22 protein-coding genes are annotated in these 25227 nt (G+C 58.7%); 3 read left to right on the forward strand and 19 right to left on the reverse strand.

Annotation, left to right across the window (positions count from 1 at the left end; translation table 11 throughout):
* Positions 1–2: 2 nt before the first annotated feature.
* From htpG to BKX96_RS12305, 3 genes are all read right to left on the reverse strand, one after another.
* The gene (gene htpG, locus BKX96_RS12295; protein WP_077184516.1) at positions 3–1907 is read right to left on the reverse strand and encodes a molecular chaperone HtpG; all 1905 of its coding nucleotides are present in this window, start codon (positions 1905–1907) and stop codon (positions 3–5) included.
* Between the two features lie 81 nt (positions 1908–1988).
* Positions 1989–2441 carry a PaaI family thioesterase gene (locus tag BKX96_RS12300; protein ID WP_077184037.1) on the reverse strand — a complete coding sequence of 151 codons (453 nt, stop codon included), beginning with the start codon at positions 2439–2441 and terminating at the stop codon, positions 1989–1991.
* Positions 2438–2914, reverse strand: coding sequence for a PaaI family thioesterase (locus BKX96_RS12305; protein WP_077184038.1), 477 nt, complete (start codon positions 2912–2914; stop codon positions 2438–2440). The genes BKX96_RS12300 and BKX96_RS12305 overlap by 4 nt, the downstream gene beginning before the upstream one ends.
* A 158-nt stretch (positions 2915–3072) precedes the next feature.
* On the opposite strand from BKX96_RS12305, the gene BKX96_RS12310 reads away from it, so the two are divergent.
* A complete protein-coding gene (locus BKX96_RS12310; protein WP_046819383.1) occupies positions 3073–3309 on the forward strand; it encodes a hypothetical protein in 237 nt (78 codons plus the stop codon).
* Between the two features lie 79 nt (positions 3310–3388).
* Here BKX96_RS12310 and BKX96_RS12315 read toward each other — a convergent pair whose 3' ends face one another.
* From BKX96_RS12315 to sdhC, 12 genes are all read right to left on the reverse strand, one after another.
* Positions 3389–3790: an MAPEG family protein gene (locus BKX96_RS12315; protein ID WP_046819382.1), complete on the reverse strand. Its 402-nt coding sequence runs from the start codon at positions 3788–3790 to the stop codon at positions 3389–3391.
* A complete protein-coding gene (locus BKX96_RS12320) occupies positions 3790–4527 on the reverse strand; it encodes a DUF599 domain-containing protein (RefSeq protein ID WP_077184039.1) in 738 nt (245 codons plus the stop codon). The genes BKX96_RS12315 and BKX96_RS12320 overlap by 1 nt, the downstream gene beginning before the upstream one ends.
* A 264-nt stretch (positions 4528–4791) precedes the next feature.
* The gene (brnQ, locus tag BKX96_RS12325; RefSeq protein ID WP_077184040.1) at positions 4792–6105 is read right to left on the reverse strand and encodes a branched-chain amino acid transport system II carrier protein; all 1314 of its coding nucleotides are present in this window, start codon (positions 6103–6105) and stop codon (positions 4792–4794) included.
* A 338-nt stretch (positions 6106–6443) separates the two neighbouring features.
* On the reverse strand, positions 6444–7325 hold the full coding sequence (gene sucD, locus BKX96_RS12330; RefSeq protein ID WP_003223019.1) for a succinate--CoA ligase subunit alpha: 882 nt from the start codon (positions 7323–7325) through the stop codon (positions 6444–6446).
* The gene (gene sucC, locus BKX96_RS12335; RefSeq protein ID WP_007919879.1) at positions 7325–8491 is read right to left on the reverse strand and encodes an ADP-forming succinate--CoA ligase subunit beta; all 1167 of its coding nucleotides are present in this window, start codon (positions 8489–8491) and stop codon (positions 7325–7327) included. The genes sucD and sucC overlap by 1 nt, the downstream gene beginning before the upstream one ends.
* Before the next feature lie 196 nt (positions 8492–8687).
* A complete protein-coding gene (lpdA, locus tag BKX96_RS12340) occupies positions 8688–10124 on the reverse strand; it encodes a dihydrolipoyl dehydrogenase (RefSeq protein ID WP_046819379.1) in 1437 nt (478 codons plus the stop codon).
* 98 nt (positions 10125–10222) lie between these two features.
* Positions 10223–11443 (reverse strand): 2-oxoglutarate dehydrogenase complex dihydrolipoyllysine-residue succinyltransferase, encoded by a 1221-nt coding sequence (gene odhB, locus BKX96_RS12345; protein WP_046819378.1) that lies wholly within the window; start codon positions 11441–11443, stop codon positions 10223–10225.
* Between the two features lie 42 nt (positions 11444–11485).
* Positions 11486–14317, reverse strand: coding sequence for a 2-oxoglutarate dehydrogenase E1 component (locus tag BKX96_RS12350; RefSeq protein ID WP_046819377.1), 2832 nt, complete (start codon positions 14315–14317; stop codon positions 11486–11488).
* A gap of 261 nt (positions 14318–14578) precedes the next feature.
* The gene (locus BKX96_RS12355) at positions 14579–15283 is read right to left on the reverse strand and encodes a succinate dehydrogenase iron-sulfur subunit (RefSeq protein ID WP_008063297.1); all 705 of its coding nucleotides are present in this window, start codon (positions 15281–15283) and stop codon (positions 14579–14581) included.
* Between the two features lie 11 nt (positions 15284–15294).
* On the reverse strand, positions 15295–17067 hold the full coding sequence (gene sdhA / locus BKX96_RS12360) for a succinate dehydrogenase flavoprotein subunit (RefSeq protein ID WP_046819376.1): 1773 nt from the start codon (positions 17065–17067) through the stop codon (positions 15295–15297).
* Positions 17068–17070: 3 nt separating this feature from the next.
* Positions 17071–17439, reverse strand: a complete 369-nt coding sequence (gene sdhD / locus BKX96_RS12365; RefSeq protein ID WP_046819375.1) for a succinate dehydrogenase, hydrophobic membrane anchor protein — start codon at positions 17437–17439, stop codon at positions 17071–17073.
* The gene (gene sdhC / locus BKX96_RS12370; RefSeq protein WP_016773673.1) at positions 17433–17807 is read right to left on the reverse strand and encodes a succinate dehydrogenase, cytochrome b556 subunit; all 375 of its coding nucleotides are present in this window, start codon (positions 17805–17807) and stop codon (positions 17433–17435) included. Before sdhC ends, sdhD begins: the two co-directional genes overlap by 7 nt.
* A 363-nt stretch (positions 17808–18170) precedes the next feature.
* Here sdhC and gltA point away from each other — a divergent pair, with 363 nt between their 5' ends.
* Entirely contained in the window at positions 18171–19460 is a 1290-nt protein-coding gene (gltA, locus tag BKX96_RS12375) for a citrate synthase (RefSeq protein ID WP_007977501.1), read from the forward strand.
* 305 nt (positions 19461–19765) lie between these two features.
* Here gltA and BKX96_RS12380 read toward each other — a convergent pair whose 3' ends face one another.
* The 3 genes from BKX96_RS12380 to BKX96_RS12390 all read right to left on the reverse strand — a co-directional run bounded on the left by BKX96_RS12380 (position 19766) and on the right by BKX96_RS12390 (position 22825).
* Positions 19766–21424, reverse strand: a complete 1659-nt coding sequence (locus tag BKX96_RS12380; protein WP_046819374.1) for a cation acetate symporter — start codon at positions 21422–21424, stop codon at positions 19766–19768.
* Entirely contained in the window at positions 21421–21732 is a 312-nt protein-coding gene (locus tag BKX96_RS12385; protein WP_008061165.1) for a DUF485 domain-containing protein, read from the reverse strand. Before BKX96_RS12385 ends, BKX96_RS12380 begins: the two co-directional genes overlap by 4 nt.
* A 241-nt stretch (positions 21733–21973) precedes the next feature.
* Positions 21974–22825 (reverse strand): glycine betaine ABC transporter substrate-binding protein, encoded by an 852-nt coding sequence (locus BKX96_RS12390; RefSeq protein ID WP_046819373.1) that lies wholly within the window; start codon positions 22823–22825, stop codon positions 21974–21976.
* 288 nt (positions 22826–23113) lie between these two features.
* On the opposite strand from BKX96_RS12390, the gene BKX96_RS12400 reads away from it, so the two are divergent.
* Positions 23114–24709 carry a glycoside hydrolase family 17 protein gene (locus tag BKX96_RS12400; RefSeq protein WP_046819372.1) on the forward strand — a complete coding sequence of 532 codons (1596 nt, stop codon included), beginning with the start codon at positions 23114–23116 and terminating at the stop codon, positions 24707–24709.
* Between the two features lie 105 nt (positions 24710–24814).
* Here the strand turns inward: BKX96_RS12400 and BKX96_RS12405 are convergent, their stop codons facing one another.
* Positions 24815–25183 carry a hypothetical protein gene (locus BKX96_RS12405; protein WP_046819371.1) on the reverse strand — a complete coding sequence of 123 codons (369 nt, stop codon included), beginning with the start codon at positions 25181–25183 and terminating at the stop codon, positions 24815–24817.
* Positions 25184–25227 lie beyond the last annotated feature (44 nt).

A 25227-nucleotide genomic window follows, 5' to 3' on the forward strand; every position in this document is an offset into this window, starting at 1 on the left:
TGTCAAGCCGACAGTTCAACCAGCAGCTTGTTCAGGCGGCGCACGTAGGCCGCCGGGTCCTTCAAGCTGTCGCCGGCCGCCAGGGCCGCCTGATCGAAGAGGATGTGCGACAGGTCGCCAAAGCGCTCGTCGCTCTGCTCGTTGTCGAGCTTCTCGATCAGAGGGTGAGCAGGGTTGAATTCGAAGATCGGCTTCGAATCCGGAACCTTCTGCCCGCTGGCTTCGAGGATCTGACGCATCTGCAGGCCCAGGTCCTGCTCGCCGATGGCCAGGATCGCCGGGGAATCGGTCAGGCGATGGGATACCCGTACTTCAGCCACGGATTCGCCCAGCGCGGTCTTCAGACGCTCAACCAGGCCTTCCTTGGACTTGGCGACTTCTTCCGCGGCCTTCTTGTCCTCTTCCGAGTCCAGGTTGCCGAGGTCCAGGTCACCGCGCGCCACGTCGACAAAGCTCTTGCCGTCGAAATCGCTCAGGTAGCTCATCAGCCACTCGTCGATACGGTCGGTCAGCAGCAGCACTTCGATGCCTTTCTTGCGGAAGACTTCCAGGTGCGGGCTGTTCTTGACCTGGGCGTAGGTTTCGCCGGTCAGGTAGTAGATCTTGTCCTGACCTTCCTTGGCACGTGCCAGGTACTCGGCCAGGCCGACAACCTGCTCGCCGTCATCACCGTTGGTCGATGCGAAACGCAACAGTCCAGCGATTTTCTCTTTGTTGGCGAAATCTTCTGCCGGGCCTTCTTTCATGACCTGGCCGAAGTTTTTCCAGAAGCCTTTGTATTGCTCTGGCTCGTTCTTCGCCAGTTTTTCCAGCATATCCAGCACGCGCTTGGTCAGCGCCGACTTCATCGAGTCGATGATCGGGTCTTTCTGCAGGATTTCCCGCGACACGTTCAGCGACAAGTCGTTGGAGTCGACCACACCCTTGATGAAGCGCAGGTACAGCGGCAGGAAGGACTCAGCCTGGTCCATGACGAACACGCGCTGCACGTACAGCTTCAGGCCTTTTGGCGCTTCACGCTGGTACAGGTCGAATGGCGCACGGGCCGGCACGTACAGCAGCGAGCTGTATTCCAGCTTGCCTTCGACCTTGTTGTGGCTCCAGCTCAGCGGATTCTCGAAGTCGTGGGCGATGTGCTTGTAGAACTCCTGATATTCCTCGTCCTTGATCTCGGTACGCGGACGGGTCCACAGGGCGCTGGCGCGGTTGACGGTTTCCCACTCAACGGCCGGCTTCTCTTCGCCTTCAGCGGCTGCCACTTCTTTCGGCAACTCGATCGGCAGAGCAATGTGATCGGAGTATTTCTTGATGATGTTGCGCAGGCGCCAGCCATCGGCGAACTCGTCTTCACCGGCTTTCAGGTGCAGGACAATACGCGTGCCACGCTCAGCCTTCTCGATGGTGGCGACTTCGAAATCGCCCTCACCTTTGGACGACCAATGAACGCCTTCGCTGGCATCGCTGCCGGCTCGACGGCTGAATACGTCGACTTTGTCGGCGACGATGAAGGCCGAATAGAAACCAACACCGAACTGACCGATCAGGTGCGAGTCTTTCTTCTGGTCGCCCGTCAGGTGCTTCATGAAGTCGGCGGTACCGGACTTGGCAATGGTGCCCAGGTGGGTGATCGCGTCTTCGCGGCTCATGCCGATGCCGTTGTCTTCGAGGGTGACGGTCTTGGCGTCCTTGTCGAAGCTCACACGGATTTTCAGTTCAGCGCCACCTTCCAGCAATTGTGGCTTGGACAGCGCTTCGAAACGTAATTTGTCTACAGCGTCAGAGGCGTTCGAGATCAGTTCGCGAAGGAAAATTTCCTTGTTGGAATACAGCGAATGGATCATGAGGTGCAGCAGTTGCTTCACCTCGGTCTGGAAGCCCAGGGTTTCCTTTTGAGTTTCCACACTCATGGTCATCAAACTCCAATCAGATGGCAGTGGCCGCGACCTTGAGGGTCGGCGGCGGGTTGTCATCAGAGTTGGGGGCTGTGTTCAGGATTTCAAGGGCTCATCGAGTTTGAAATGCGCTCGGGCCGTGGCGATGGGTTCAGCTTCAGTACTTTGCCAGGCGGTAATCGCCACGTTGGCGACGCGGCGCCCCTGGCGACACACCTGGCAACGGGCCCAGGTATCGCGAAACTGCCCGGCGCGCAGGTAATCGAGGGAGAAGTCGATGATCTTCGGCACGCCCGGCGAACCGGTCGCCACCAGCAAGTGAAACGCGGCCGAGAGTTCCATGAAGCCGGCGATCACGCCGCCATGAATGGCCGGCAATAACGGGTTGCCGATGTTGTCCTTGTTGGCCGGCAGACGAAACAGCAGTTCATCGCCGACCCGCGAGCATTCCACGCCGATCAATCCGGCGTAGGGAATCAGCTTCAACAGCGGCGCGTAATCCCCCTGCTCATGGGCCCGTTGCAGTTGCTCCTTGAATGACTCGCTCACTTCGCACCTCCGGCGATGGCACCTGCAAAACCCTTGGTCCCCTTGATGCCCTTGCCCATGCGCATGAAAGTGCCTACCACGTGGGCAATGGGCTGCTTGGGGTCATCCTGATAGGCAAATCCACGGGCGAATATCACGTCGGTGGTCACCCGATAGCACTGGGCGAAGCCGTAGACATCTTTATGCGGTTCGGCTGCGTGCATGTAGTCGATACGCAGGTCGAGTGTCGGGCAGACTTCGAATTCCGGCAGCACGCAGAGGGTCGACATGCCACAAGCGGTGTCCATCAAGGTAGTCAAGGCACCGCCGTGAATCACGCCACTCTGGGGGTTGCCGACGATCTGCGGGCCGTATGGCAGCACCACGGTGAGCCCTTCGGCACTGGCGCTGTGAACGCGCAACCCGAGAACCTGACAATGTCGCAGCGCCGACAGGAATCGTGTCGCACGCTCAAAAACGGGGTTTTCAGCCATGTTGATAAAGACTCTTGTTTAGTTGGCAGTGAAGTAGAGAGCCAGGTAAAAGTTCCGCATTAGAACAAACTTTTATATCTGAAATAATTTGAGGAACTTAACCATGACACCAAGGCTCTTAAGGCCAGATAGATCTTTTCCACAAGGAGAAACACCCCATGCGTAAGACTTTTGCTATTGCCTTGATGTTGACCGCTTCCCTCGGTCTCGCTGCTTGCGATAAAAAATCCGAGGACAAAGCTCAAGATGCCGCCGAACATGCTGAGCAAGCACAGCAAGACATGAACAAAGCTCAGGATAAAGTGAACGACGCAGCGAAAGAAAACGCCGAAGCCGCCAAAGCTCAGGCTGAATCGAACGAAGCTGCGGCAAAAGAAGCCGCGCCTAAAAACTAAATTGGTTTTTAGCGTGATAAAAGAAAACCCGCCAAGTGCGGGTTTTCTTTTGCGTGCAGCTTTTGTCCGAACGTCAGCGCTAGAGCAAAATCGTTCGAAAAGTCGGACTAATCATCAGCAACAACGAACAGATTAATCCCACCAGCCAGACCAGGCTGCGTTGCCAGGCCAGATCTTTCCAGTAACACAGCAGGTAGAGGACTCGCGCGATGACAAAGATGATCGCCAACGAGTCGATCAACCATCCCGCCGTTTGCGTGGTGTGGGCCATCAACACCCCCACTGCAAACAATATGAAAGCTTCGAAACTGTTCTGATGCGCTGCCAGCGCACGCGCACCCAGTCCCGTGAGTTGCGCCTGCTGCTGGCGTGGCAAGTGATTATTGTAGCCGCCCTGCTCTTTCATGGCCGTGGTCACGGGCATGCGCGCCACGTAAATCAGTACAGCACTGATGAACACGCACCAGAATGGAATACTCATCAAGCGACCTCTTTATTTACCTCGGGCAAAGGCGCCTCTGTAGGGGTATAGACCATGACATCGAGAACGTCGGAGTGAAACTCGCGGCGGTACAGCACAAACACCACGCCGGCACTCATCAACATGAACAACCAGGGGCTGACGAACCAGGCCAGCATGGTCATGCCGAAGTAATAGGAACGCAGGCCGAAGTTGAACTGGTTGGCCGCCATGGAAATAACCCGCGCCGCGCGATTGGCAAAGGCCTTGCGCTCCTGCTCCGACACATGCCGCTCACCGACCATGGGGGCCGAGCCCACCAGGATGGCGGCGAAGTTGTACTGGCGCATGCACCAGCTGAAGGTAAAGAACGCATAGACGAATACCAGCGCCAGGCATAACAACTTGATCTCCGACATCCCCTGGGACGCCTGCTGCACCATCGGGATATCGGCCAGCAACGACACCGCCCTTTCGGACGCCCCGAGCACCGTGAGGATACCGGCCAGGATAATCAGGGTGCTGGAGGCAAAGAACGACGCATTGCGCTCCAGGTTGCCGATCACGCTGGCATCGGCGATGCGGTTGTCGCGCAGCAGCATGCGGCGCATCCAGTCTTCGCGATACAGATGCAGCACGCTGGCCAGGCAAGCGGTGTCACGGCCCTTCCAGGTCGCATAGCGGGTGTAACCGCCCCAGCAGATCACGAACCAGATGGCAGCGAGTATGTGGATCAGGTTGGCTTGGATGAACGACATGCGAGTCCTTTTGATGTGATGACAAAACACTGGGACCTTGTGGGAGCGAGCCTGCTCACGAAAGCGCAAGATCAATCAACATGTGCGTCGAACATGCCGACGCCTTCGCGAGCAGGCTCGCTCCCACATGAGGTCCCAGCAGTCTTTCGACGTTAGCGCAACGCAAAAGACACCGCACTCCAGGTAAAAAAAATGCCCCGTATCGATTGATACGGGGCATTTCTGTTTTTGCTCACCGGCCCGCTCGTGACGGGCTGGTAACGCTTAAGCCAGCGCTTCTTCGCGCTTGCCCAGCAGACGGTCGCACACCACGGCGACCACCAGGGTCATCACCGAAGGCACCAGCCACGCCAGGCCTTGCTCGCTGAGCGGCAGGTGCGACAGTTGAGTCGGCATCCAGTCCGCCAGGCCGGCACCCTTGAGGGCGTCGATCAGGCCAAAGATGAACGACACCAGCATCACCGGACCAACGATGCGGCCTTGTTCATGCCAGAAGTCCTTGCAGAAGCTCAGGGCCACCAGGGCGATGCACGGCGGGTAGATCGCGGTCAGTACCGGGATCGAGAACGCGATCAGCTTGGTCAGGCCCAGGTTGGACACCAGCAGGGAGAACGCTGCGAGGATGATCACCAGGGTCTTGTAGGACAGTGGCAGCACCCGGCTGAAGTACTCGGCGCAGGCACAGGTCAGGCCAACTGCGGTGACCAGGCAGGCCAGCGAGATCAGCACGGCAAGGAAACCGCTGCCCAGGGAGCCGAAGGTGTGCTGCACGTAGGCGTGCAGTACGGCCGCGCCATTGGTGGCACCGGCGGCGACTTCATGGCTGCCCGCACCCAGACGGAACAGGCTGATGTAGACCAGTGCCAGGCCCACGCCGGCAATCAGGCCGGCAATGATCGCGTAACGGGTGATCAACGCCGGCGACTCGACACCGCGAGAGCGGATGGCGTTGACGATAACGATGCCGAACACCAGTGCACCGAGGGTATCCATGGTCAGGTAACCGTTGATGAAGCCCTGGGAGAACGGTGCCGCCACGTATTCAGGCGTTGCATGGCCTATGTCACCCGCTGGCAAGGCGAACGCGGCAATACCGAGCGCAGCCAGGGCGATGATTTTCAGCGGTGCGAGGAAACGTCCGACGGTATCGAGCAAACGACCCGGGTACAGCGAGATGAAGAACACCACCAGGAAGTACACGGAACTGTAGAGGAACAGCGCCAGTGGGCTTTCGCCGGTCAGGGGCGCCAGGCCGACTTCGAACGACACGGTTGCGGTGCGCGGCGTGGCGAACAGTGGGCCGACAGCGAGGTAGCACGCCGCCGCGAGCAGGCCACCGGCGATCTTGCCGATCGGGCTGCTCAGGGCATCCATGGCGCCCCCCACCTTGGCCAGGGCCACGACGGTGACCACGGGCAGGCCGACTGCAGTGATCAGGAAGCCCAGCGCCGCCATCCAGACGTGAGGCCCGGACTGCAAACCGACGATAGGCGGGAAGATGATGTTGCCAGCCCCGACGAACAGGGCAAACGTCATAAAACCAAGTGCCAGGATGTCCTGGCCTTTCAACACTTTCATTAAGGAAATACCACACTACTGAATCGGAATTTAGAGAGGGATTTCCCTATGGGTGAGGGAAATGCTGTCGGTCCGTATGGGACCAACCCTTTTAGCGCGTTGCGGCCTTGTGGGCTGCGGACGCAAAAATGGCGCGTATCCTAACGAATTTGCACGCCAAACGCACTGTTAGGGTGCGATCTATCCGATACGCGACACTTCAATGTCGCGTTTACATACCTAATTTTCTACCTTGGCACAGATCGTTCCCACGCTCTGCGTGGGAACGATCACCCGGAAACGACAAAGGCCACCCGAAGGTGGCCTTTGTTTGGTGAAGCGTCAGTTAAGCACGAGGCTTACTTGACAGCCCAACCCGTCAGCTCGGCCAGGGCCTTGCCGATGTCTGCCAGCGAACGCACGGTTTTAACGCCTGCGTCTTGCAGAGCAGCGAATTTCTCGTCTGCAGTGCCTTTGCCGCCAGAGATGATTGCGCCAGCATGGCCCATGCGCTTGCCCGGAGGAGCAGTCACACCAGCGATGTAGGAAACAACCGGCTTGGTCACGTGTGCCTTGATGTAGGCAGCCGCTTCTTCTTCAGCCGAACCGCCGATCTCACCGATCATTACGATCGCTTCGGTCTTCGGGTCTTCCTGGAACAGCTTCAGGATGTCGATGAAGTTCGAACCCGGGATCGGGTCACCACCGATGCCGACGCAAGTCGACTGACCGAAACCGGCGTCAGTAGTCTGCTTCACAGCTTCGTAGGTCAGGGTGCCGGAACGGGAAACGATACCGACCTTGCCTGGCAAGTGAATGTGACCTGGCATGATGCCGATCTTGCATTCGCCTGGGGTGATCACGCCTGGGCAGTTAGGGCCGATCAGGGTAACACCCAGTTCGTCGCACTTAACTTTAGCGTCCAGCATGTCCAGGGTAGGAATGCCTTCGGTGATGCAGACGATCAGCTTGATGCCGCCGAAAGCAGCTTCCAGGATCGAGTCTTTGCAGAAAGGAGCTGGAACGTAGATCACGCTGGCGGTGGCGCCAGTGGCAGCTACAGCGTCTTTCACGGTGTTGAACACTGGCAGGCCCAGGTGCTCGGTGCCGCCTTTGCCCGGAGTTACGCCACCCACCATCTTGGTGCCGTACTCGATGGCTTGCTGGGTGTGGAAACTACCTTGCGAACCGGTAATACCCTGGCAGATAACTTTGGTGTCTTTATTGATCAGGACGCTCATTATTTGCCCTCCGCAGCTTTGACAACTTGTTGAGCAGCGTCGGTCAGGCTGGTAGCAGCGATGATGTTCAAACCGCTTTCTGCCAGTACTTTAGCGCCCAGCTCAGCGTTGTTGCCTTCAAGGCGAACAACAACCGGGATTTTCACGCCGACTTCTTTCACAGCGCCGATGATGCCTTCGGCAATCATGTCGCAACGAACGATGCCGCCGAAGATGTTGACCAGTACTGCAGCGACGTTGGTGTCGGACAGGATGATCTTGAACGCTTCAGTTACGCGTTCCTTGGTAGCACCGCCGCCCACGTCGAGGAAGTTGGCTGGCTTGCCGCCATGCAGGTTGACGATGTCCATGGTACCCATGGCCAGGCCAGCACCGTTGACCATGCAACCGATGTTGCCTTCCAGCGCTACGTAGTTCAGTTCGAACTTGGCAGCGTGCGCTTCGCGCGGATCGTCTTGCGACGGATCGTGGAAAGTCTTCAGCTTAGGCTGACGGTACATGGCGTTGGCGTCGATGTTGATCTTGGCGTCCAGGCAGTGCAGATCGCCGTCAGCCTTGATCACCAGCGGGTTCACTTCCAGCAGGGCCAGGTCGTGATCCTTGAACAGTTTGGCCAGACCTACGAAGATCTTGGCGAACTGGGCAACTTGCTTGCCTTCCAGACCCAACTGGAATGCCAGCTCGCGACCCTGGAATGGCTGAGCGCCAACCAGTGGATCGATAGTGGCCTTCAGAATTTTTTCTGGAGTGTCGTGAGCGATTTTCTCGATGTCCACGCCACCTTCGGTGGAAGCCATGAACACGATACGACGGCTCGAACGGTCAACGACAGCGCCCAGGTACAGCTCTTTAGCGATATCAGTGCACGATTCAACCAGGATCTTGGTGACTGGCTGGCCATTGGCGTCAGTCTGGTAAGTCACCAGACGCTTGCCCAGCCACTGCTGTGCGAAGGCCTTGGCGTCTTCTTTGCTGCGAACCAGCTTTACGCCGCCCGCTTTACCGCGACCACCGGCGTGGACCTGGGCTTTGACAACCCACTCGCTGCCGCCGATCTTGTCGCAAGCTTCTGCTGCTGCTTCCGGGGTGTCTACTGCATAACCAGTGGAAACTGGCAGGCCGTATTCAGCGAACAGCTGCTTACCCTGATACTCGTGAAGATTCATGCTTTTTACCGTCTTCGTTAGGTACTGCGCATTCGGTGCTGCACTTGTTCAAGTGCCGCACCACCTGTGACTGCTGCTTGCGTAGCCTTTCCGGACAACCGGTGCAGCTACGCAAGACTGCGTCCAGCGGATATTCCGCGGTGAGTCTTGCATGCAAGGCTCACGACGGGCCAAACCGCCGTGGTTTCTTATTGTCTTAACGCTTCTTGCGGTTGGCGATGTGGATGGCGCCGCCATTCACTGCCAAAGCAGCTTCGTGCAAGGCTTCAGACAGGGTCGGATGGGAGAAAACCATCATGCCCAGGTCTTCAGCGCTGGTGCCGAATTCCATACCGATTGCGCCCTGCTGAACCAGTTCTGCGGCGCTTGGGCCGATCACGTGGACGCCCAGTACGCGGTCTGTCTTGGCATCTGCGATGACCTTGACGAAACCACCGGTGTCGTTGGCAGCCATGGCACGGCCAGAGGCTGCAAACGGGAAGGTGCCGACGTTAACTTCAACGCCTTCAGCTTTCAAGGCCTGCTCGGTTTTACCTACCCACGCGATTTCCGGGTGAGTATAAATAACCGAAGGGATCAAATCATAGTTCATCTGGGCCTTGTGGCCCTTGATGCGCTCGACAACCATGATGCCTTCTTCGGACGCCTTGTGCGCCAGCATCATGCCGCGAACCACGTCACCAATGGCGTAGACGCCCGGTACAGTGGTGGCGCAGTGATCATCGACGTGCACGAAACCGCGCTCGTCCAGGGTCACGCCGCAGTCGGCAGCCAGCAGATCAGTGGTCACCGGACGGCGACCAACGGCTACGATCAGCTTGTCGAACGTGATGTTCTGCTCGCCCTTGGCATCGGTGTAGTTCACCACGACTTCGTCGCCGTTCACTTTGGAGCCGGTCACGCGAGCGCCCAACTTGATGTCCAGGCCCTGTTTGGTCAGGGTTTTCAGTGCTTCCTTGGAAACGGCGGCGTCAGCGGCCATCAGGAAGGTGTCCAGGGCTTCCAGGACAGTCACTTCTGCACCCAGACGCGACCAGACCGAACCCAGTTCCAGACCGATCACGCCAGCGCCGATCACGCCCAGACGCTTAGGCACGGTCTGGAATTCCAGTGCGCCAGTCGAATCGACGATCACATTCTGGTCAACCGGAGCTGGCGGAATGTCGATCGGACGCGAACCTGGAGCCAGGATGACGTTCTCGGCCTGGATGATTTCTACCGAACCGTCTGGCTTGGTGACTTCAACTTGCTTGCCGGCCAGCAGCTTGCCGTGACCTTCAATGGAAGTCACACCGTTGGCTTTGAACAGGGTCGCAACGCCAGAGGTCAGGCCTTTGACGATGGTGGCCTTGCGGCCGACCATTGCTGGCACGTCCATGGTCACGCCAGCGTGGTTGATACCGTGGATCGCGAAGCCTTCTTTGGCTTCCTTGTACTTCCACGAGCTGTCCAGCAGGGCCTTGGATGGAATGCAGCCGACGTTCAGGCAGGTACCGCCCAGAGCCAGTTTGCCTTCCTTGTCGGTGTACTTCTCGATGCAGGCGGTCGAAAGGCCAAGCTGAGCGGCCTTGATGGCAGCCACATAGCCGCCAGGGCCAGCGCCGATCACTACTACGTCAAATTTCTGCGACATTCAAAAAATCCTCTTTAGCGAAAAGCTTCAAGCCGCAAGCTGCAAGCCAAGCCGCGGGTTTTCCGCGAGCTCGAGCTTGCAGCTCATGGCTGCTTCTATCAGATATCCAGCAACAGACGAGCCGGATCTTCCAGCAGGTTCTTGATGGTCACCAGGAAAGTCACAGCTTCTTTGCCATCGATCAGACGGTGATCGTAGGACAGTGCCAGGTACATCATCGGACGGATAACGACCTGGCCGTTGATGGCCATCGGACGCTGGATGATGTTGTGCATGCCCAGGATGGCTGCTTGTGGCGGGTTGACGATCGGGGTCGACATCATCGAACCGAAGGTACCGCCGTTGGTGATGGTGAAGGTACCACCGGTCATTTCGTCCATCGACAGTTTGCCGTCGCGGGCTTTCTTGCCGAAGGTGGCGATGCCGCCTTCGATTTCAGCCAGGCTCATCAGTTCGGCGTTACGCAGGACCGGTACAACCAGGCCGCGATCGCTGGAAACTGCAACGCCGACGTCAGCGTAGCCGTGGTAAACGATGTCGCCGCCGTCGATCGACGCGTTGACAGCCGGGAAGCGCTTCAGCGCTTCGGTGGCCGCTTTCACGAAGAACGACATGAAGCCCAGGCGCACGCCGTTGTGGGACTTCTCGAACAGATCCTTGTACTTCGAACGCAGGGCCATGACTTCGGTCATGTCGACTTCGTTGAACGTGGTCAGCATCGCCATGTTCGACTGGGCTTCTACCAGGCGCTTGGCCACGGTAGCGCGAACGCGGGTCATCGGAACGCGCTTCTCGATGCGATCGCCAGCAGCGAATACTGGAGCAGCAGCGGCAGGTGCAGCAGCCTTGGCAGGCGCGGCAGCCGGAGCGGCTTTCTTGGCAGCAACGGCTGCAACCACGTCTTCCTTGGTCACACGGCCGCCTTTGCCGGTGCCGGCAACGGAAGCGATGTTGATGCCGTTTTCTTCAGCCAGCTTGCGGGCAGCCGGTGCAGCAACAGGATCGTCTTCGCCTTCGGCAGCTGGAGCAGCAGCTTGGGCAGCGGCGGCCGGAGCAGCAGCGGCTGGAGCGGCAGCAGCGCCGCCCGCTTCGATGGAGCCCAGGACTTCGTCGGACAGAACGGTGTCGCCTTCGTTCTTGACGATAGCGCCCAGCACGCCGTCAGCGGTAGCCAACACTTCGAGTACGACTTTATCGGTTTCGATGTCGACGATCAGTTCGTCGCGCTTGACCGCGTCGCCCGGTTGTTTGTGCCAGGTGGCAACGGTGCCGTCGGCAACCGATTCCGGGAAAGTGGGGGCTTTGATTTCGATAGCCATTATCTGTGGGTCCTTAAATTCGGTTTCAGGTGCGCGAAGGCGTTAAACAGTAAAGGCGTCTTGCAGCAGTTTTTCCTGCTGCTCGGCGTGCATCGATGCGTAACCGCATGCCGGTGCAGCAGAAGCCTCACGGCCCGCGTACTCGAGTACGAGGGACTTGTTGAGGTTGCTGATGCTGCGACGCATGTGGTGTTGGCTGCAGTACCACGCACCCTGGTTCATCGGCTCTTCCTGACACCACACGGCATGCTTGACGTTGGTGTAAGGCGCCAGGACTTCTTTCAAGTCGTCCTCAGGGAATGGGTACAGCTGCTCGATACGCACGATGGCGATATCGTCACGGCCTTCGGCACGACGTTTTTCCAGCAGGTCGTAGTAGACCTTGCCGCTACACAGGACAACGCGCTCGACCTTTTTCGGGTCTTGGGCGTCGATTTCCGGGATAACGGTCTGGAAGGAACCTTCGGCCAGATCTTCCAGGGTCGAGATGGCCAGCTTGTGGCGCAACAGCGACTTCGGAGTCAGGACTACCAGTGGCTTGCGCAGCGGGCGAATCACCTGACGGCGCAGCAAGTGGTAGATCTGTGCCGGCGTCGTCGGCATGCACACCTGGATGTTGTGCTCGGCGCACAGCTGCAGGTAACGCTCCAGACGAGCCGAGGAGTGCTCCGGCCCCTGACCTTCATAACCGTGCGGCAGCAGCATGGTCAGACCGCACAGACGGCCCCACTTGTGCTCGCCACTGGTGATGAACTGGTCGATTACAACCTGGGCGCCGTTGGCGAAGTCGCCGAACTGGGCTTCCCAGATAACCAGGGCATTTGGCGTGGTGGTCGAGTAACCGTACTCGAACGCCAGCACCGCTTCTTCGGACAGGAACGAGTCGTACAGGTCAAAACGTGGCTGACCGTCGTACAGGTTCTGCAGCGGGATGTAGGTGCCCGCGTCCTTCTGGTTGTGCAACACGGCATGACGGTGCGAGAACGTACCGCGGCCGATGTCCTGGCCAGTCATGCGGATCGGGTGACCTTCGAACGCCAGGGTCGCGTACGCCATGGTTTCAGCGTAACCCCAGTTGATCGGCAGGCCGCCGGCTTGCATCTTCTGACGGTCTTCGTAGATCTTCGCAACCTGGCGCTGAACCACGAAGCCTTCCGGGATTTCCAGCAGCTTGGCGGACAGTTCCTGCAAGGTCTTCAGATCGAAGCGAGTGTCGTGACGCGCGGTCCAGGCGTGGCCCAGATACGGACGCCAGTCCACGAACAACTCTTTGTTCGGCTCTTTGACCAGGCTTTTCACTACGTGCAGACCGTTGTCCAGCGCGTTGCGGTATTCGTCGACCTTGGCCTGAACACGTTCAGCGTCCAACACACCGGCCTGGGTCAGGCGATCGGCGTACAGCTCACGGGTAGTGCGCTGCTTGGTGATCTGCTGATACATGATCGGCTGGGTGCCGCTTGGCTCGTCGGCCTCGTTGTGGCCGCGACGACGGTAGCAGACCAGGTCGATCACGACGTCACGCTTGAACTGCATGCGGTAGTCGATGGCCAGCTGGGTCACGAACAACACGGCTTCCGGATCATCGCCATTCACATGGAGGATCGGCGCCTGGATCATTTTCGCAACGTCGGTCGCGTACTCGGTGGAACGCGAGTCCAGCGGGTTGCTGATGGTGAAACCAACCTGGTTGTTGATCACGATGTGCACGGTACCGCCGGTCTTGAAACCGCGGGTCTGCGACATCTGGAAGGTTTCCATCACCACGCCTTGACCGGCGAATGCCGCGTCACCGTGGATGGAGATCGGCAGGACCTTCTCGCCGGTCAGGTCATTGCGACGGTCCTGGCGGGCGCGAACAGAACCCTCGACCACCGGGGAAACGATTTCCAGGTGGGACGGGTTGAACGCCATGGCCAGGTGAACTTCACCGCCGGTGGTCATTACGTTGGACGAGAAGCCCTGGTGATACTTGACGTCACCGGAACCCAGCTCGACCTTCTTCTTGCCTTCGAACTCGTCGAACAGCTCACGCGGGTTCTTGCCGAAGGTGTTGACCAGCACGTTCAGACGGCCACGGTGGGCCATGCCGATGACGATTTCCTTGGTGCCGTAGGAACCGGAACGCTGGATCAGCTCGTCGAGCATCGGAATCAGGCTCTCGCCACCTTCCAGGCCGAAACGCTTGGTGCCCGGGTATTTGGTGCCCAGGTATTTTTCCAGGCCTTCACCGGCGGTCACGCGCTCGAGCAGGTGGCTCTTGATGTCGGCGGAGTACGTCGGACGGCCACGCACGCTTTCCAGGCGCTGCTGGAACCACTGGCGCTGCTCGGAATCGGTGATGTGCGTGAACTCAGCGCCGATGGTGCGGCAATATGTCTGCTGCAACGCTTCGTGAATTTCGCGTAGGCTCGCTTCCTCTTTGCCGATGAACAGGTCGCCGGCACGGAAGGTCGTATCAAGATCGGCATTGGTCAAGCCGTAATGATTGATCGACAGGTCTGCAGGTGCAGGACGCTGCCACAGCCCCAGCGGGTCAAGCTGGGCTGCCTGGTGGCCACGCATACGGTAGGCCTGGATCAATCGCAGCACTTCAACTTGCTTCTTCTCGTGCTCACTGCTCACGCTGCCGGCGGAAACCGGTTGGGCGCGGCGCTGGTTCTTTGCCAGCAAGACGAAATGATCGCGAATTGTGGAGTGCGAAACATCGGTGGCAGAGTTGCCGTCAGCAGGCAACTTCTGGAAGTAGGTGCGCCACTCTTCTGGCACAGCGTTAGGGTCGTGCAGGTAGAGCTCGTAGAGCTCTTCCACATAGGCAGCGTTACTACCGGATAGGTAGGCGCTGTTCCACATGCGCTGCATCACGCTTTCTTGCATGCTTGGTCACCCTCGGTTAGGGGAACACCACCGGTGTCGACACCGAGCAAACTTGCAGAAGTCCGAATGCAGCGACCAAAACAAGCCACTAGGATCACACTGATAGTCCGGGTACCAGCCCGGATGCCCCTGCTTGTCTCATTTCTTCAAAATAAGAGCCGCAGCCTTTTAGGCTGCTGCTCAGGTTAAAACTACGGCGCCGGTTGAAGCCTGCGCCGCAGCATCTACGGGTACAACAGTCTTACGGGTACTACAGCTGAATCACACGCCGCTGGAGAGCAGCATGTTACGGATGTGACCGATGGCCTTAGTCGGGTTCAGGCCTTTCGGACATACGTTGACGCAGTTCATGATCCCGCGGCAGCGGAATACGCTGAACGGGTCATCCAGCGAAGCCAGACGCTCGGACGTCTTGGTATCACGGCTGTCTGCCAGGAAGCGGTACGCTTGCAGCAGTGCAGCTGGACCCAGGAACTTGTCCGGGTTCCACCAGAAGGACGGGCACGAAGTCGAGCAGCAGGCGCACAGGATGCACTCGTACAGACCATCGAGCTTTTCACGCTCTTCAGGGGACTGCAGGCGCTCGATGGCCGGAGCCGGCGTGTCGTTCTGCAGGTAAGGCTTAACCTTTTCGTATTGCTTGTAGAAGATGCTCATATCGACGACCAGGTCACGGATAACCGGCAAACCTGGCAGAGGACGAACGATCAACTTGTTACCTTTTACAACAGCAGACAGCGGCGTGACGCAGGCCAGGCCGTTTTTGCCGTTGATGTTCATGCCGTCGGAACCGCAAACACCTTCACGGCAAGAGCGACGATAGGAGAAACCTTCGTCCTGCTCTTTGATCAGGGCCAGTACGTCCAGCACCATCAGGTCTTTACCACCGGTATCGACCTGGAATTCCTGCATGAACGGCGCAGCGTCCTGATCAGGGTTGTAACGATAAACACTGACTTGCAACATGGCGGCCACCCTTAATAAGTCCGAATCTTAGGTTCAAAAGTCGGAACAGTCTTCGGCGAGAAGTTCACGGCACGCTTGGCAACGCGCTTCTCACCCGGGAAGTACAGGGTGTGGCACAGCCAGTTTTCGTCGTCACGATCTTCGAAGTCTTCACGGGCGTGAGCGCCGCGGGACTCTTTACGTACTTCGGCAGCGATGGCGGTAGCTTCGGCCACTTCCAGCAGGTTCTGCAGTTCCAGAGCTTCGATACGCGCAGTGTTGAACGCCTGCGACTTGTCGTTGATCTTGACGTTGGCGATGCGCTTGCGCAGGTCAGCCAGCTGGGCAATACCCTTCTGCATGTATTCGCCGGTACGGAATACACCGAAGTAGTTCTGCATGCAGTTTTGCAGCTCGCGACGCAGGGTTGCCACGTCTTCGCCATCGGTACGCTCGTTCAGGGCGGACAGACGCGCCAGGGCCGCAGTGATGTCGGCGTCGGTGGCGTCGTCGTACTCGATACCGTCGGTCAGCGCCTTTTCCAGGTGCAGGCCGGCAGCACGGCCGAAGACCACCAGGTCGAGCAGCGAGTTGCCGCCCAGGCGGTTGGCGCCGTGAACCGATACGCAAGCCACTTCGCCTACAGCGAACAGGCCCGGGATGATGGTGTCTACGCCTTCGGCGTCCTGGGTGATCGCCTGGCCATGAATGTTGGTGGCAACGCCGCCCATCATATAGTGGCAGGTGGGAACAACCGGAACTGGAGCAACAACCGGATCAACGTGAGCAAACGTCTTGGACAGTTCGCAGATGCCAGGCAGACGGCTGTGCAACACTTCCTCGCCCAGGTGGTCGAGCTTGAGCATTACGTGGTCGCCGTTCGGGCCACAGCCGTTACCGGCGATGATCTCTTTAACCATCGAACGGGCAACAACGTCACGACCGGCAAGGTCTTTGGCGTTCGGAGCATAACGCTCCATGAAGCGCTCGCCGTGCTTGTTGATCAGGTATCCACCTTCACCACGGCAACCTTCGGTTACCAGTACACCGGCGCCGGCGATGCCGGTCGGGTGGAACTGCCACATTTCGATGTCTTGTACCGGCACGCCAGCACGCAGGGCCATGCCAACGCCGTCACCGGTGTTGATCAGGGCGTTGGTGGTGGAGGCATAGATACGGCCTGCACCGCCGGTTGCCAGGACAGTAGCCTTGGCACGGATGTAGGTGGTTTCGCCGGTTTCGATGCAGATGGCGATCACGCCGACGAATTCGCCTTGACCGTTCTTCACCAGGTCAACGGCGTAGTACTCGTTCAGGAACGTGGTGCCAGCTTTCAGGTTGCCCTGATAAAGGGTGTGCAGCAGGGCGTGACCGGTACGGTCGGACGCTGCGCAGGTACGGGCAGCCTGGCCGCCTTTACCGTAGTCCTTGGACTGACCGCCGAACGGACGCTGATAGATACGGCCGGTTTCGGTGCGCGAGAACGGCAGACCCATGTGGTCCAGCTCGAAAACGGCAGCCGGGCCTTCCTGACACATGTATTCGATAGCGTCCTGGTCACCGATGTAGTCGGAACCCTTGACGGTATCGTACATGTGCCAGCGCCAGTCATCGTTCGGGTCAGCGGACGCGATGGCGCAGGTGATGCCGCCCTGGGCGGATACAGTGTGCGAACGGGTCGGGAAAACCTTGGTGATTACCGCAGTCTTGTGACCGCCTTGCGCCAGTTGCAGCGCTGCGCGCATGCCGGCACCGCCACCACCAATAATGATGGCGTCGAAAGAAATCGTTGGAATGTTAGCCATGAATCAGATACCCCAGAGAATCTGCACGCCCCAGACGAAGTAAGCGAACATCGCAACGCCGCATACTGCCTGGAACAGGAAACGTATAGCCGTCGCGGACTTGCCGAACGCCATTGGCGTCAGGTAGTCGGTCGCGATGGTCCACATGCCGACCCAGGCGTGAGCGCCCAGAGCAACAAGGGCCAGCAGGCTGAAAATACGCATCCAGTTATTGGCGAACAGTTCATGCCATTGGGCGTACTCGAGGCCAGGGTTGGCCACGACGTATCCGATCAGGAAAATGAAGTAAGCCGCGAGAACGACCGCAGACACACGTTGCGCCATCCAGTCATAGAGGCCCGAACGCGACAGGTTCGTGACGTTAGTTACCATATCCAAACTCCTGCCAGAACGATTACCACCACGGAAACGGCGATAACGATTTTCGAGCCCAGCTTGCCGCCTTCCAGCGTCTCACCGATGCCCATGTCCATGATCAAATGGCGCACACCGGCAACCAGGTGATACAGCAAGGCGGACAGGATGCCCCAAATCACTAGCTTGGCTAGCGGACTGGTCAGACACGCTTTCACCTGACCGAAGCCTTCCTCGGAGCTCAGCGACTTGTCCAATGCATAAAGCATGATGGCAAGGCACACGAAGAGGATGACACCGGAGATACGGTGAAGAATGGACGTGTAAGCAGTGACTGGGAGTTTGATGGTCCTTAGGTCTAGGTTTACAGGTCGTTGGCTTTTCACGGCTTTTTTTTCACACTGAAGAGCCCCTAACAATCAGGGCAAAGTTGTTGGGGAGTGCACTGGTCAGGTAACCACCACCCAGGGAGGCGACCCCCAATAACGCAAGCCCAAAAGCCCTTGGCGGTCGGCTGCCGAGTATAGACAGTTAGGCTACTAATGACAACGCAAAGACCTCACCCAAACAGCTGATTGCACAACGGACATAAAAGGCGTAAATGGCAGGCAATTTCGAGAAAAAAGTACGGTTAAAGCCTTCTGGAGCAAGACTTTAGGCAAATTGACATTCGGATTTATCTCACTATAGTGGTGCGGGCCCTGCGTGGGGGGTCTGTCTGATGATTTCAAGCATAAATAGGAGGCCACATGGCTGACAAAAAAGCGCAGTTGATCATCGAGGGCGCAGCCCCCGTCGAGCTGCCCATTTTAACCGGCACCGTTGGTCCCGATGTTATCGATGTTCGGGGCCTGACGGCCACGGGCCGCTTCACCTTCGACCCAGGTTTCATGTCGACCGCTTCGTGCGAGTCGAAGATCACCTATATTGACGGTGACAACGGCATTTTGTTGCACCGCGGTTACCCGATCGAACAGCTGGCTGAAAAATCGGACTACCTGGAAACCTGCTACCTGCTGCTCAACGGCGAACTGCCGACCGCAGAGCAGAAGGCCCAGTTCGTCAGCACCGTGAAGAACCACACCATGGTTCACGAGCAGTTGAAGACATTCTTCAACGGCTTCCGTCGCGACGCCCACCCGATGGCTGTCATGTGCGGCGTAGTCGGTGCCCTCTCGGCCTTCTACCACGACTCCCTGGACATCAATAACCCGCAGCATCGCGAAATCTCCGCGATCCGCCTGGTTGCCAAGATGCCGACCCTGGCAGCGATGGTTTACAAGTACTCCATGGGCCAACCCATGATGTACCCGCGCAACGACCTGTCGTACGCGGAAAACTTCCTGCACATGATGTTCAACACCCCGTGCGAGATCAAACCGATCAGCCCGGTACTCGCCAAGGCCATGGACCGGATCTTCATCCTCCACGCCGACCACGAGCAGAACGCATCGACCTCCACCGTACGCCTGGCCGGCTCTTCGGGTGCCAACCCGTTCGCCTGTATTGCCGCCGGTATCGCTGCACTGTGGGGCCCTGCCCACGGCGGTGCGAACGAAGCCGTCCTGACCATGCTCGATGAAATCGGCGATGTCTCTAACATCGACAAGTTCATCGCCAAGGCCAAGGACAAGAACGATCCGTTCAAGCTGATGGGCTTCGGTCACCGCGTTTACAAAAACCGCGACCCACGCGCCACCGTGATGAAGCAGACCTGCGACGAAGTATTGAAGGAACTGGGCATCCAGAACGATCCGCAACTCGAACTGGCCATGCGCCTGGAAGAGATCGCCCTGACCGACCCGTACTTCATCGAGCGCTCGCTGTACCCGAACGTCGACTTCTACTCGGGGATCATCCTCAAGGCGATCGGCATTCCAACCAGCATGTTCACCGTGATCTTCGCCCTGGCGCGGACCGTCGGCTGGATCTCCCACTGGAAAGAAATGCTCTCCAGCCCGTACAAGATTGGCCGTCCGCGCCAGCTGTACACCGGCTACGAGTCGCGTGACATCACCAAGCTGGAAGACCGCAAGTAAGATCAGTCTTGCTGTAGCGTGTTGAGTTGTACCGGGAACGGCCTCTATCCATATAGAGGCCGTTTTTGTTTGTGCGCCCTTCCCGCCCTCTTCAAGTATTGCAGTGCCGGCACTATCGCCTTCGCGAGCAGGCTCGCTCCCACATTGAACGCCAGTGAACACACCAATTACTGTGGGAGCGAGCCTGCTCGCGAAGTCGTCAGCCCTGACACCAGACCTCTCAACCTGCAGACAAACAAAAATGCCCCGATCTTTCGACCGGGGCATTTCTGTTTACCGCAATTTACACAAGTAAATCCGAAGCCTTAGTGCGAAACCGCCCCACTCGCCCCCAACCCAGTCTGCGAACGAACAAACTGCGGGAAGAACAGTGCGCGCTCGTTATCAGCCGCAGTCGACTTGTCGGTAATCGAGAAGAACCAGATCCCGACAAAGGCAATGATCATGGAGAACAGCGCCGGGTACTCGTACGGGAAGATCGCCTTCTCGTGATGCAGGATCTGCACCCAGATGGTTGGCCCAAGGATCATCAAGCCCACAGCGCTCACCAGGCCCAACCAGCCGCCAATCATCGCACCGCGAGTGGTCAGCTTTTTCCAGTACATGGAAAGCAGCAGGACCGGGAAGTTGCAGCTCGCCGCGATGGAGAACGCCAGGCCCACCATGAACGCGATGTTCTGGCTTTCGAACAGGATGCCCAGACCGATCGCCAGCACCGCCAGAGCGATGGTGGTGATTTTCGAAACGCGGATCTCGTCCTTCTCGTTGGCCTTGCCCTTCTTGATCACGCTGGCATACAGGTCGTGGGACACCGCCGAGGCACCAGCCAGGGTCAGGCCGGCAACCACTGCCAGAATGGTCGCGAACGCTACCGCCGAGATGAAGCCCAGGAAGATACTGCCGCCCACCGCGTTGGCCAGGTGCACCGCCGCCATGTTGTTACCACCCAACAGCGCGCCAGCCGCATCCTTGAACGCCGGGTTGGTGCTGACCAGCAGGATCGCGCCAAAGCCGATGATGAAGGTCAGGATATAGAAGTAGCCAATGAAGCCGGTTGCGTACAAAACGCTCTTGCGCGCTTCTTTCGCGTCACTCACGGTGAAGAAGCGCATCAGGATGTGTGGCAGGCCGGCGGTACCGAACATCAGTGCCAGGCCAAGGGAGAACGCCGAGATCGGATCTTTCACCAGGCCGCCTGGGCTCATGATCGCTTCGCCTTTGGCGTGAACCTTGATCGCCTCGGAGAACAGCGTGTTGAAGTCAAAGTTGACGTGCTTCATTACCATCAGCGCCATGAACGAGGCACCGGACAGCAACAGCACTGCCTTGATGATCTGCACCCAAGTGGTCGCCAGCATGCCGCCGAACAGCACGTACATGCACATCAGGACACCAACCAGGATCACTGCTACGTGGTAATCCAGACCGAACAGCAACTGGATCAGCTTGCCGGCCCCGACCATTTGCGCGATCAGGTAGAACGCCACCACCACCAACGAACCGCAAGCGGACAGCGAGCGAATCTGGGTTTGCCCAAGGCGGTAGGACGCCACATCGGCGAAGGTGTACTTGCCCAGGTTACGCAGGCGCTCGGCGATCAGGAACAGAATGATCGGCCAGCCCACCAGGAAGCCGATCGAGTAGATCAGGCCATCGTAGCCGGAGGTGAACACCAGCGCGGAAATACCCAGGAAGGATGCCGCGGACATATAGTCACCGGCAATCGCCAGACCGTTCTGGAAGCCGGTGATCTTGCCACCTGCCGCATAATAGTCGGAGGCCGACTTGTTTTTCTTGGAAGCCCAGTAGGTGATGCACAGGGTCGCACCAACGAATGCGACGAACATCAGGATCGCCGATACGTTAAGCGGTTGTTTTTGCACAGCGCCGGTCAGGGCGTCAGCCGCCCAGGCGCCCGGTGCGAAGGCTGCGATGCTCAAAAGAGCCATTAGACGCCGGATCATTGCTGAGCCTCCTTGAGAATCGCATTGTTCAGGTCGTCGAATTCGCCGTTGGCGCGTCGCACGTAGATACCGGTCAGTATGAAAGCCGAAACAATCAGCCCGACACCAATCGGTATGCCCCAGGTAATCGATGACTCAGGGCTGATTTTCGCCCCCAGTACATGCGGACCGTAAGCAATCAAAAGGATGAATCCGGAGTAAAGCCCTAGCATGATCGCCGAAAGAATCCAGGCGAATCGTTCCCTCTTGCTAACCAGCTCCTTGAAGCGCGGGCTGTTTTGAATCGAGAGGTAAATGCTGTCGTTCATTGTTTTTATCCTCGCAGCACAGATTTAGTTGGAACGGTATCCACTCTATGCGGCTGCGGGGCAGGTTCCAGACGACCTTAGTCTTAGAACCACGTGACGTATTTGCCAAAGTCCAGCAAGAATAAATAAATGTGGGAGCGAGCCTGCTCGCGAAGGCGTCAGGTCAGTCGAGATGTTGGTCAACTGACAGACCGCTTCGCGAGCAGGCTCGCTCCCACAGGGTCAAGCGTGCTCTATGTAATTACTTGATCCAGTCAGCCACGCGCTCCGGGTGTTTGGCTACCCAGTCCTTCGCCGCGGCTTCAGGCTTGGCGCCTTCCTGGATCGCCAGCATGACTTCGCCGATTTCGTCTTTCGACGCCCACTGGAAGTTCTTCAGGAACTTGGCCACTTCCGGTGCCTTGGTCGCCAGCTCTTTGCTGCCGATGCTGTTCACGGTTTCAGCCGCGCCATACACGCCTTTCGGGTCTTCCAGGAAACGCAGTTTCCACTTGGCGAACATCCAGTGCGGCACCCAACCGGTGACGGCAATGGATTCGTTCTTCTTCTCGGCACGGGTCAGCTCGGCAATCATGCCGGCGCCGGAACTGGCCTTGAGTTGATAGCCGGTCAGGTCGTAGTCCTTGATTGCCTGTTCGGTCTTGAGCATCACGCCTGAACCGGCGTCGATGCCGACGATGCGTTTCTTGAAGCTGTCATCGGTCTTCAGGTCTTCAAGTGACTTGGCCTTGACGTAGTCCGGAACGATCAAGCCGATCTTGGCGTCCTTGAAGTTCGGCCCGTAGTCGACGACCTGGTCCTTGTTCTTGGTCCAGTAGTCGCCGTGGGTCACTGGCAGCCAGGCCGACAGCATGGCGTCGAGTTTGCCGGTGGCCACGCCCTGCCACATGATCCCGGTGGCGACGGCTTGCAGCTTCACGTCATAATTGAGCTTCTGCTTGATCACTTCAGCGGCCACGTGCGTGGTCGCGACGCTGTCGGACCAGCCGTCAACGTAACCGATGCTCAGGGTCTTGTTCTCGGCATTGGCGAATGTGGAGCCAATCGCAAGCACCAGAGCGGCACCTGCGCCTAAAAGTCGTCGCATCTTCATCGTTACTTCCCCGAAAGTGCTGCGCTCGACGGATGCCGAGTCGCGTCAACGTATAGTTATAGTGCACAGCGCCCCCATCACGCCCCACCCGCAAACTCGTTCGTACATCAGCGGAGTACTGACACTGCGATAATCAACCTGACACAGAGGGTGACCTTCTCTGCCAGCGACCTCGAGCCATCGAGAAACGACATCAGAACGCCATGAGTCATGAGCCGCGCTAACGAAGCGGTCGGTCCGCCCGAACTTTGCATGTCAAAATCATGCAGGCCACCAAGCACGCGACAAATGCAGGTAACATGCGCCGCTTTGCTCCCAGACGGCCTGACCATGCCCGCGACATCCCGCTTTCCTTTTTTTGCCTATCTGTTCGCTTGCCTGCTGGGGCTGTTTGCCCTCGGCGGCTTCTGGTACGGGCTGGGCAAACCGGTGATCCTGCCGGATGCCGCCAGCGCGACGCACAAGCTGCAATGCGCTTCCTACACCCCGTTCGACAAAGACCAGTCACCGTTCGATGTGCCGTTCAAACTGCGCCCCGAGCGCATGGACGCCGACCTCGCGCTGCTGGCCAAAAGTTTCCAATGCATCCGCACCTATTCGATGACCGGCCTCGAAGCCCTGCCCGATCTGGCGCGCAAGCATGGGTTGAAGCTGATGATCGGCGCCTGGATCAACAGCAATCCGGTGGACACTGAAAAAGAAGTGGACCTGCTTATCGCCTCGGCCAATGCCAACGCGGATGTGGTCAGCGCGGTGATCGTCGGCAACGAAACCCTGCTGCGCAAGGAAGTCACCGGCACCCAGCTGGTGAGACTGATCAACAAGGTCAAGCGCCAGGTCAAGCAACCCGTCACCTATGCCGATGTCTGGGAGTTCTGGCTCAAGCACCCGGAAGTCGCGCCAGCCGTGGATTTCCTGACCATCCACTTGCTGCCGTACTGGGAAGATGATCCTTCGAACATCGACGCCGCTCTGCAGCATGTAGCCGAGGTCCGCCAGGTATTCGGCAACAAATTCGCGCCCAAGGACGTGATGATCGGCGAAACCGGCTGGCCGAGCGAAGGCCGCCAGCGTGAAACCGCGCTGCCAAGCCGGGTCAACGAGGCCAAATTCATTCGAGGTTTTGTCGCCATGGCCGAGCAGCAAGGCTGGCACTACAACCTCATCGAAGCCTTCGACCAGCCATGGAAGCGCGCCAGCGAAGGGGCTGTCGGCGGTTACTGGGGACTGTTCGATGCGGACCGGCAGGACAAGGGCGTGCTGGCCGGGCCGGTGTCGAACGTGCCGTTCTGGTCGCAGTGGCTGGTGGTCGGCGGGTTTATCTTCCTTGCCACGCTGATCCTTGGCGGTCGTGTGCGCAGCACGCGCGCCGCGCTGGTGCTGCCGCTGCTGGGAGCCCTGGCCGCTTGTTCACTGGGTGCCTGGGGCGACCTGGCACGGGTCACCACGCGTTTTGCCAGTGAGTGGCTGTGGGTCGCCCTGCTGACCGCCTTGAATGTGTTGGTGCTGGCCCATGCCGCGCTGACGTTGAGCCCACGCACCGGCTGGCGTGGCTGGGCGTTCAATGCCCTGGAACGTCGGGCCGGCTGGATACTGGCAGTGGCAGGCTTTGCCGCTGCGGTGATGATGCTGGAGCTGGTGTTCGACCCGCGTTATCGCAGCTTCCCGAGCGTCGCCTTCATCCTGCCAGCGCTGGTTTACCTGTGCCGCCCGGTGAGGGTGCCGCGCCGGGAGATCGCCCTGCTGACCTTCATCATCGGCGCCGGCATCGCGCCGCAGCTTTTTCGTGAAGGTTTGCAGAACCAGCAGGCCTGGGGCTGGGCGCTGGTGAGCCTGTTGATGGTGGCGGCGTTGTGGCGCAGCTTGCGGGTTCGCAAGGGCTGATTCGGCGCTGCATCCGCCCTCTTCGCGAGCAGGCTCGCTCCCACATTTGATCTGCGTCGTTCACAAATCTACTGCGGGAGCGAGCCTGCTCGCGAAGGCTATCGATCAGGCGCTACGGGATGCCCTGACCAACCGCAACCCCGCAATCACCACCGCAAACACCGCCATCGTCGTGTTGTACAACGCCAGCGCCGGGAAGCCGAATACCAGCGCCAGGACCGCCAACCACCACCCTGCCCGCCCTGGCAGCACAAAGCCGACCACGGCGGCCGCCAGTGCTGCCCAACCCAATACCTGGAAGTGAATCATCAGGCCCAGGTTCGAACGCACCTGGCACTCCCAGCGGCTGGTCTCGTCCACGCAGATGCCGACCCATTGCGCATCTTCCATGAAGCCATAACGCGCGCCATAGCTGGCAGCCAGCCACAGCGGCAACAAAACAAGCAGCACAATCACGGGCAAGCGGCGGGACATGGAGCACTCCAATAGGCGAAAACGGCGGCCAGCTTAATCGCCCG

This window comes from Pseudomonas putida, assembly GCF_001976065.1.
GTDB lineage: Bacteria > Pseudomonadota > Gammaproteobacteria > Pseudomonadales > Pseudomonadaceae > Aquipseudomonas > Aquipseudomonas serbica.

Coding starts and splice junctions, on each gene's coding strand:
- sdhD (WP_046819375.1), bottom strand. CDS start 17,439: ATGGTAACTAACGTCACGAACCTGTCGCGTTCGGGCCTCTATGACTGG.
- BKX96_RS12310 (WP_046819383.1), top strand. CDS start 3,073: ATGCGTAAGACTTTTGCTATTGCCTTGATGTTGACCGCTTCCCTCGGT.
- gltA (WP_007977501.1), top strand. CDS start 18,171: ATGGCTGACAAAAAAGCGCAGTTGATCATCGAGGGCGCAGCCCCCGTC.
- BKX96_RS12405 (WP_046819371.1), bottom strand. CDS start 25,183: ATGTCCCGCCGCTTGCCCGTGATTGTGCTGCTTGTTTTGTTGCCGCTG.
- sucD (WP_003223019.1), bottom strand. CDS start 7,325: ATGAGCGTCCTGATCAATAAAGACACCAAAGTTATCTGCCAGGGTATT.
- BKX96_RS12350 (WP_046819377.1), bottom strand. CDS start 14,317: ATGCAAGAAAGCGTGATGCAGCGCATGTGGAACAGCGCCTACCTATCC.
- sucC (WP_007919879.1), bottom strand. CDS start 8,491: ATGAATCTTCACGAGTATCAGGGTAAGCAGCTGTTCGCTGAATACGGC.
- brnQ (WP_077184040.1), bottom strand. CDS start 6,105: ATGAAAGTGTTGAAAGGCCAGGACATCCTGGCACTTGGTTTTATGACG.
- BKX96_RS12400 (WP_046819372.1), top strand. CDS start 23,114: ATGCAGGTAACATGCGCCGCTTTGCTCCCAGACGGCCTGACCATGCCC.
- BKX96_RS12320 (WP_077184039.1), bottom strand. CDS start 4,527: ATGTCGTTCATCCAAGCCAACCTGATCCACATACTCGCTGCCATCTGG.
- sdhA (WP_046819376.1), bottom strand. CDS start 17,067: ATGGCTAACATTCCAACGATTTCTTTCGACGCCATCATTATTGGTGGT.
- BKX96_RS12355 (WP_008063297.1), bottom strand. CDS start 15,283: ATGTTGCAAGTCAGTGTTTATCGTTACAACCCTGATCAGGACGCTGCG.
- BKX96_RS12305 (WP_077184038.1), bottom strand. CDS start 2,914: ATGGCTGAAAACCCCGTTTTTGAGCGTGCGACACGATTCCTGTCGGCG.
- lpdA (WP_046819379.1), bottom strand. CDS start 10,124: ATGTCGCAGAAATTTGACGTAGTAGTGATCGGCGCTGGCCCTGGCGGC.
- odhB (WP_046819378.1), bottom strand. CDS start 11,443: ATGGCTATCGAAATCAAAGCCCCCACTTTCCCGGAATCGGTTGCCGAC.
- BKX96_RS12315 (WP_046819382.1), bottom strand. CDS start 3,790: ATGAGTATTCCATTCTGGTGCGTGTTCATCAGTGCTGTACTGATTTAC.
- BKX96_RS12390 (WP_046819373.1), bottom strand. CDS start 22,825: ATGAAGATGCGACGACTTTTAGGCGCAGGTGCCGCTCTGGTGCTTGCG.
- htpG (WP_077184516.1), bottom strand. CDS start 1,907: ATGAGTGTGGAAACTCAAAAGGAAACCCTGGGCTTCCAGACCGAGGTG.
- BKX96_RS12380 (WP_046819374.1), bottom strand. CDS start 21,424: ATGATCCGGCGTCTAATGGCTCTTTTGAGCATCGCAGCCTTCGCACCG.
- BKX96_RS12385 (WP_008061165.1), bottom strand. CDS start 21,732: ATGAACGACAGCATTTACCTCTCGATTCAAAACAGCCCGCGCTTCAAG.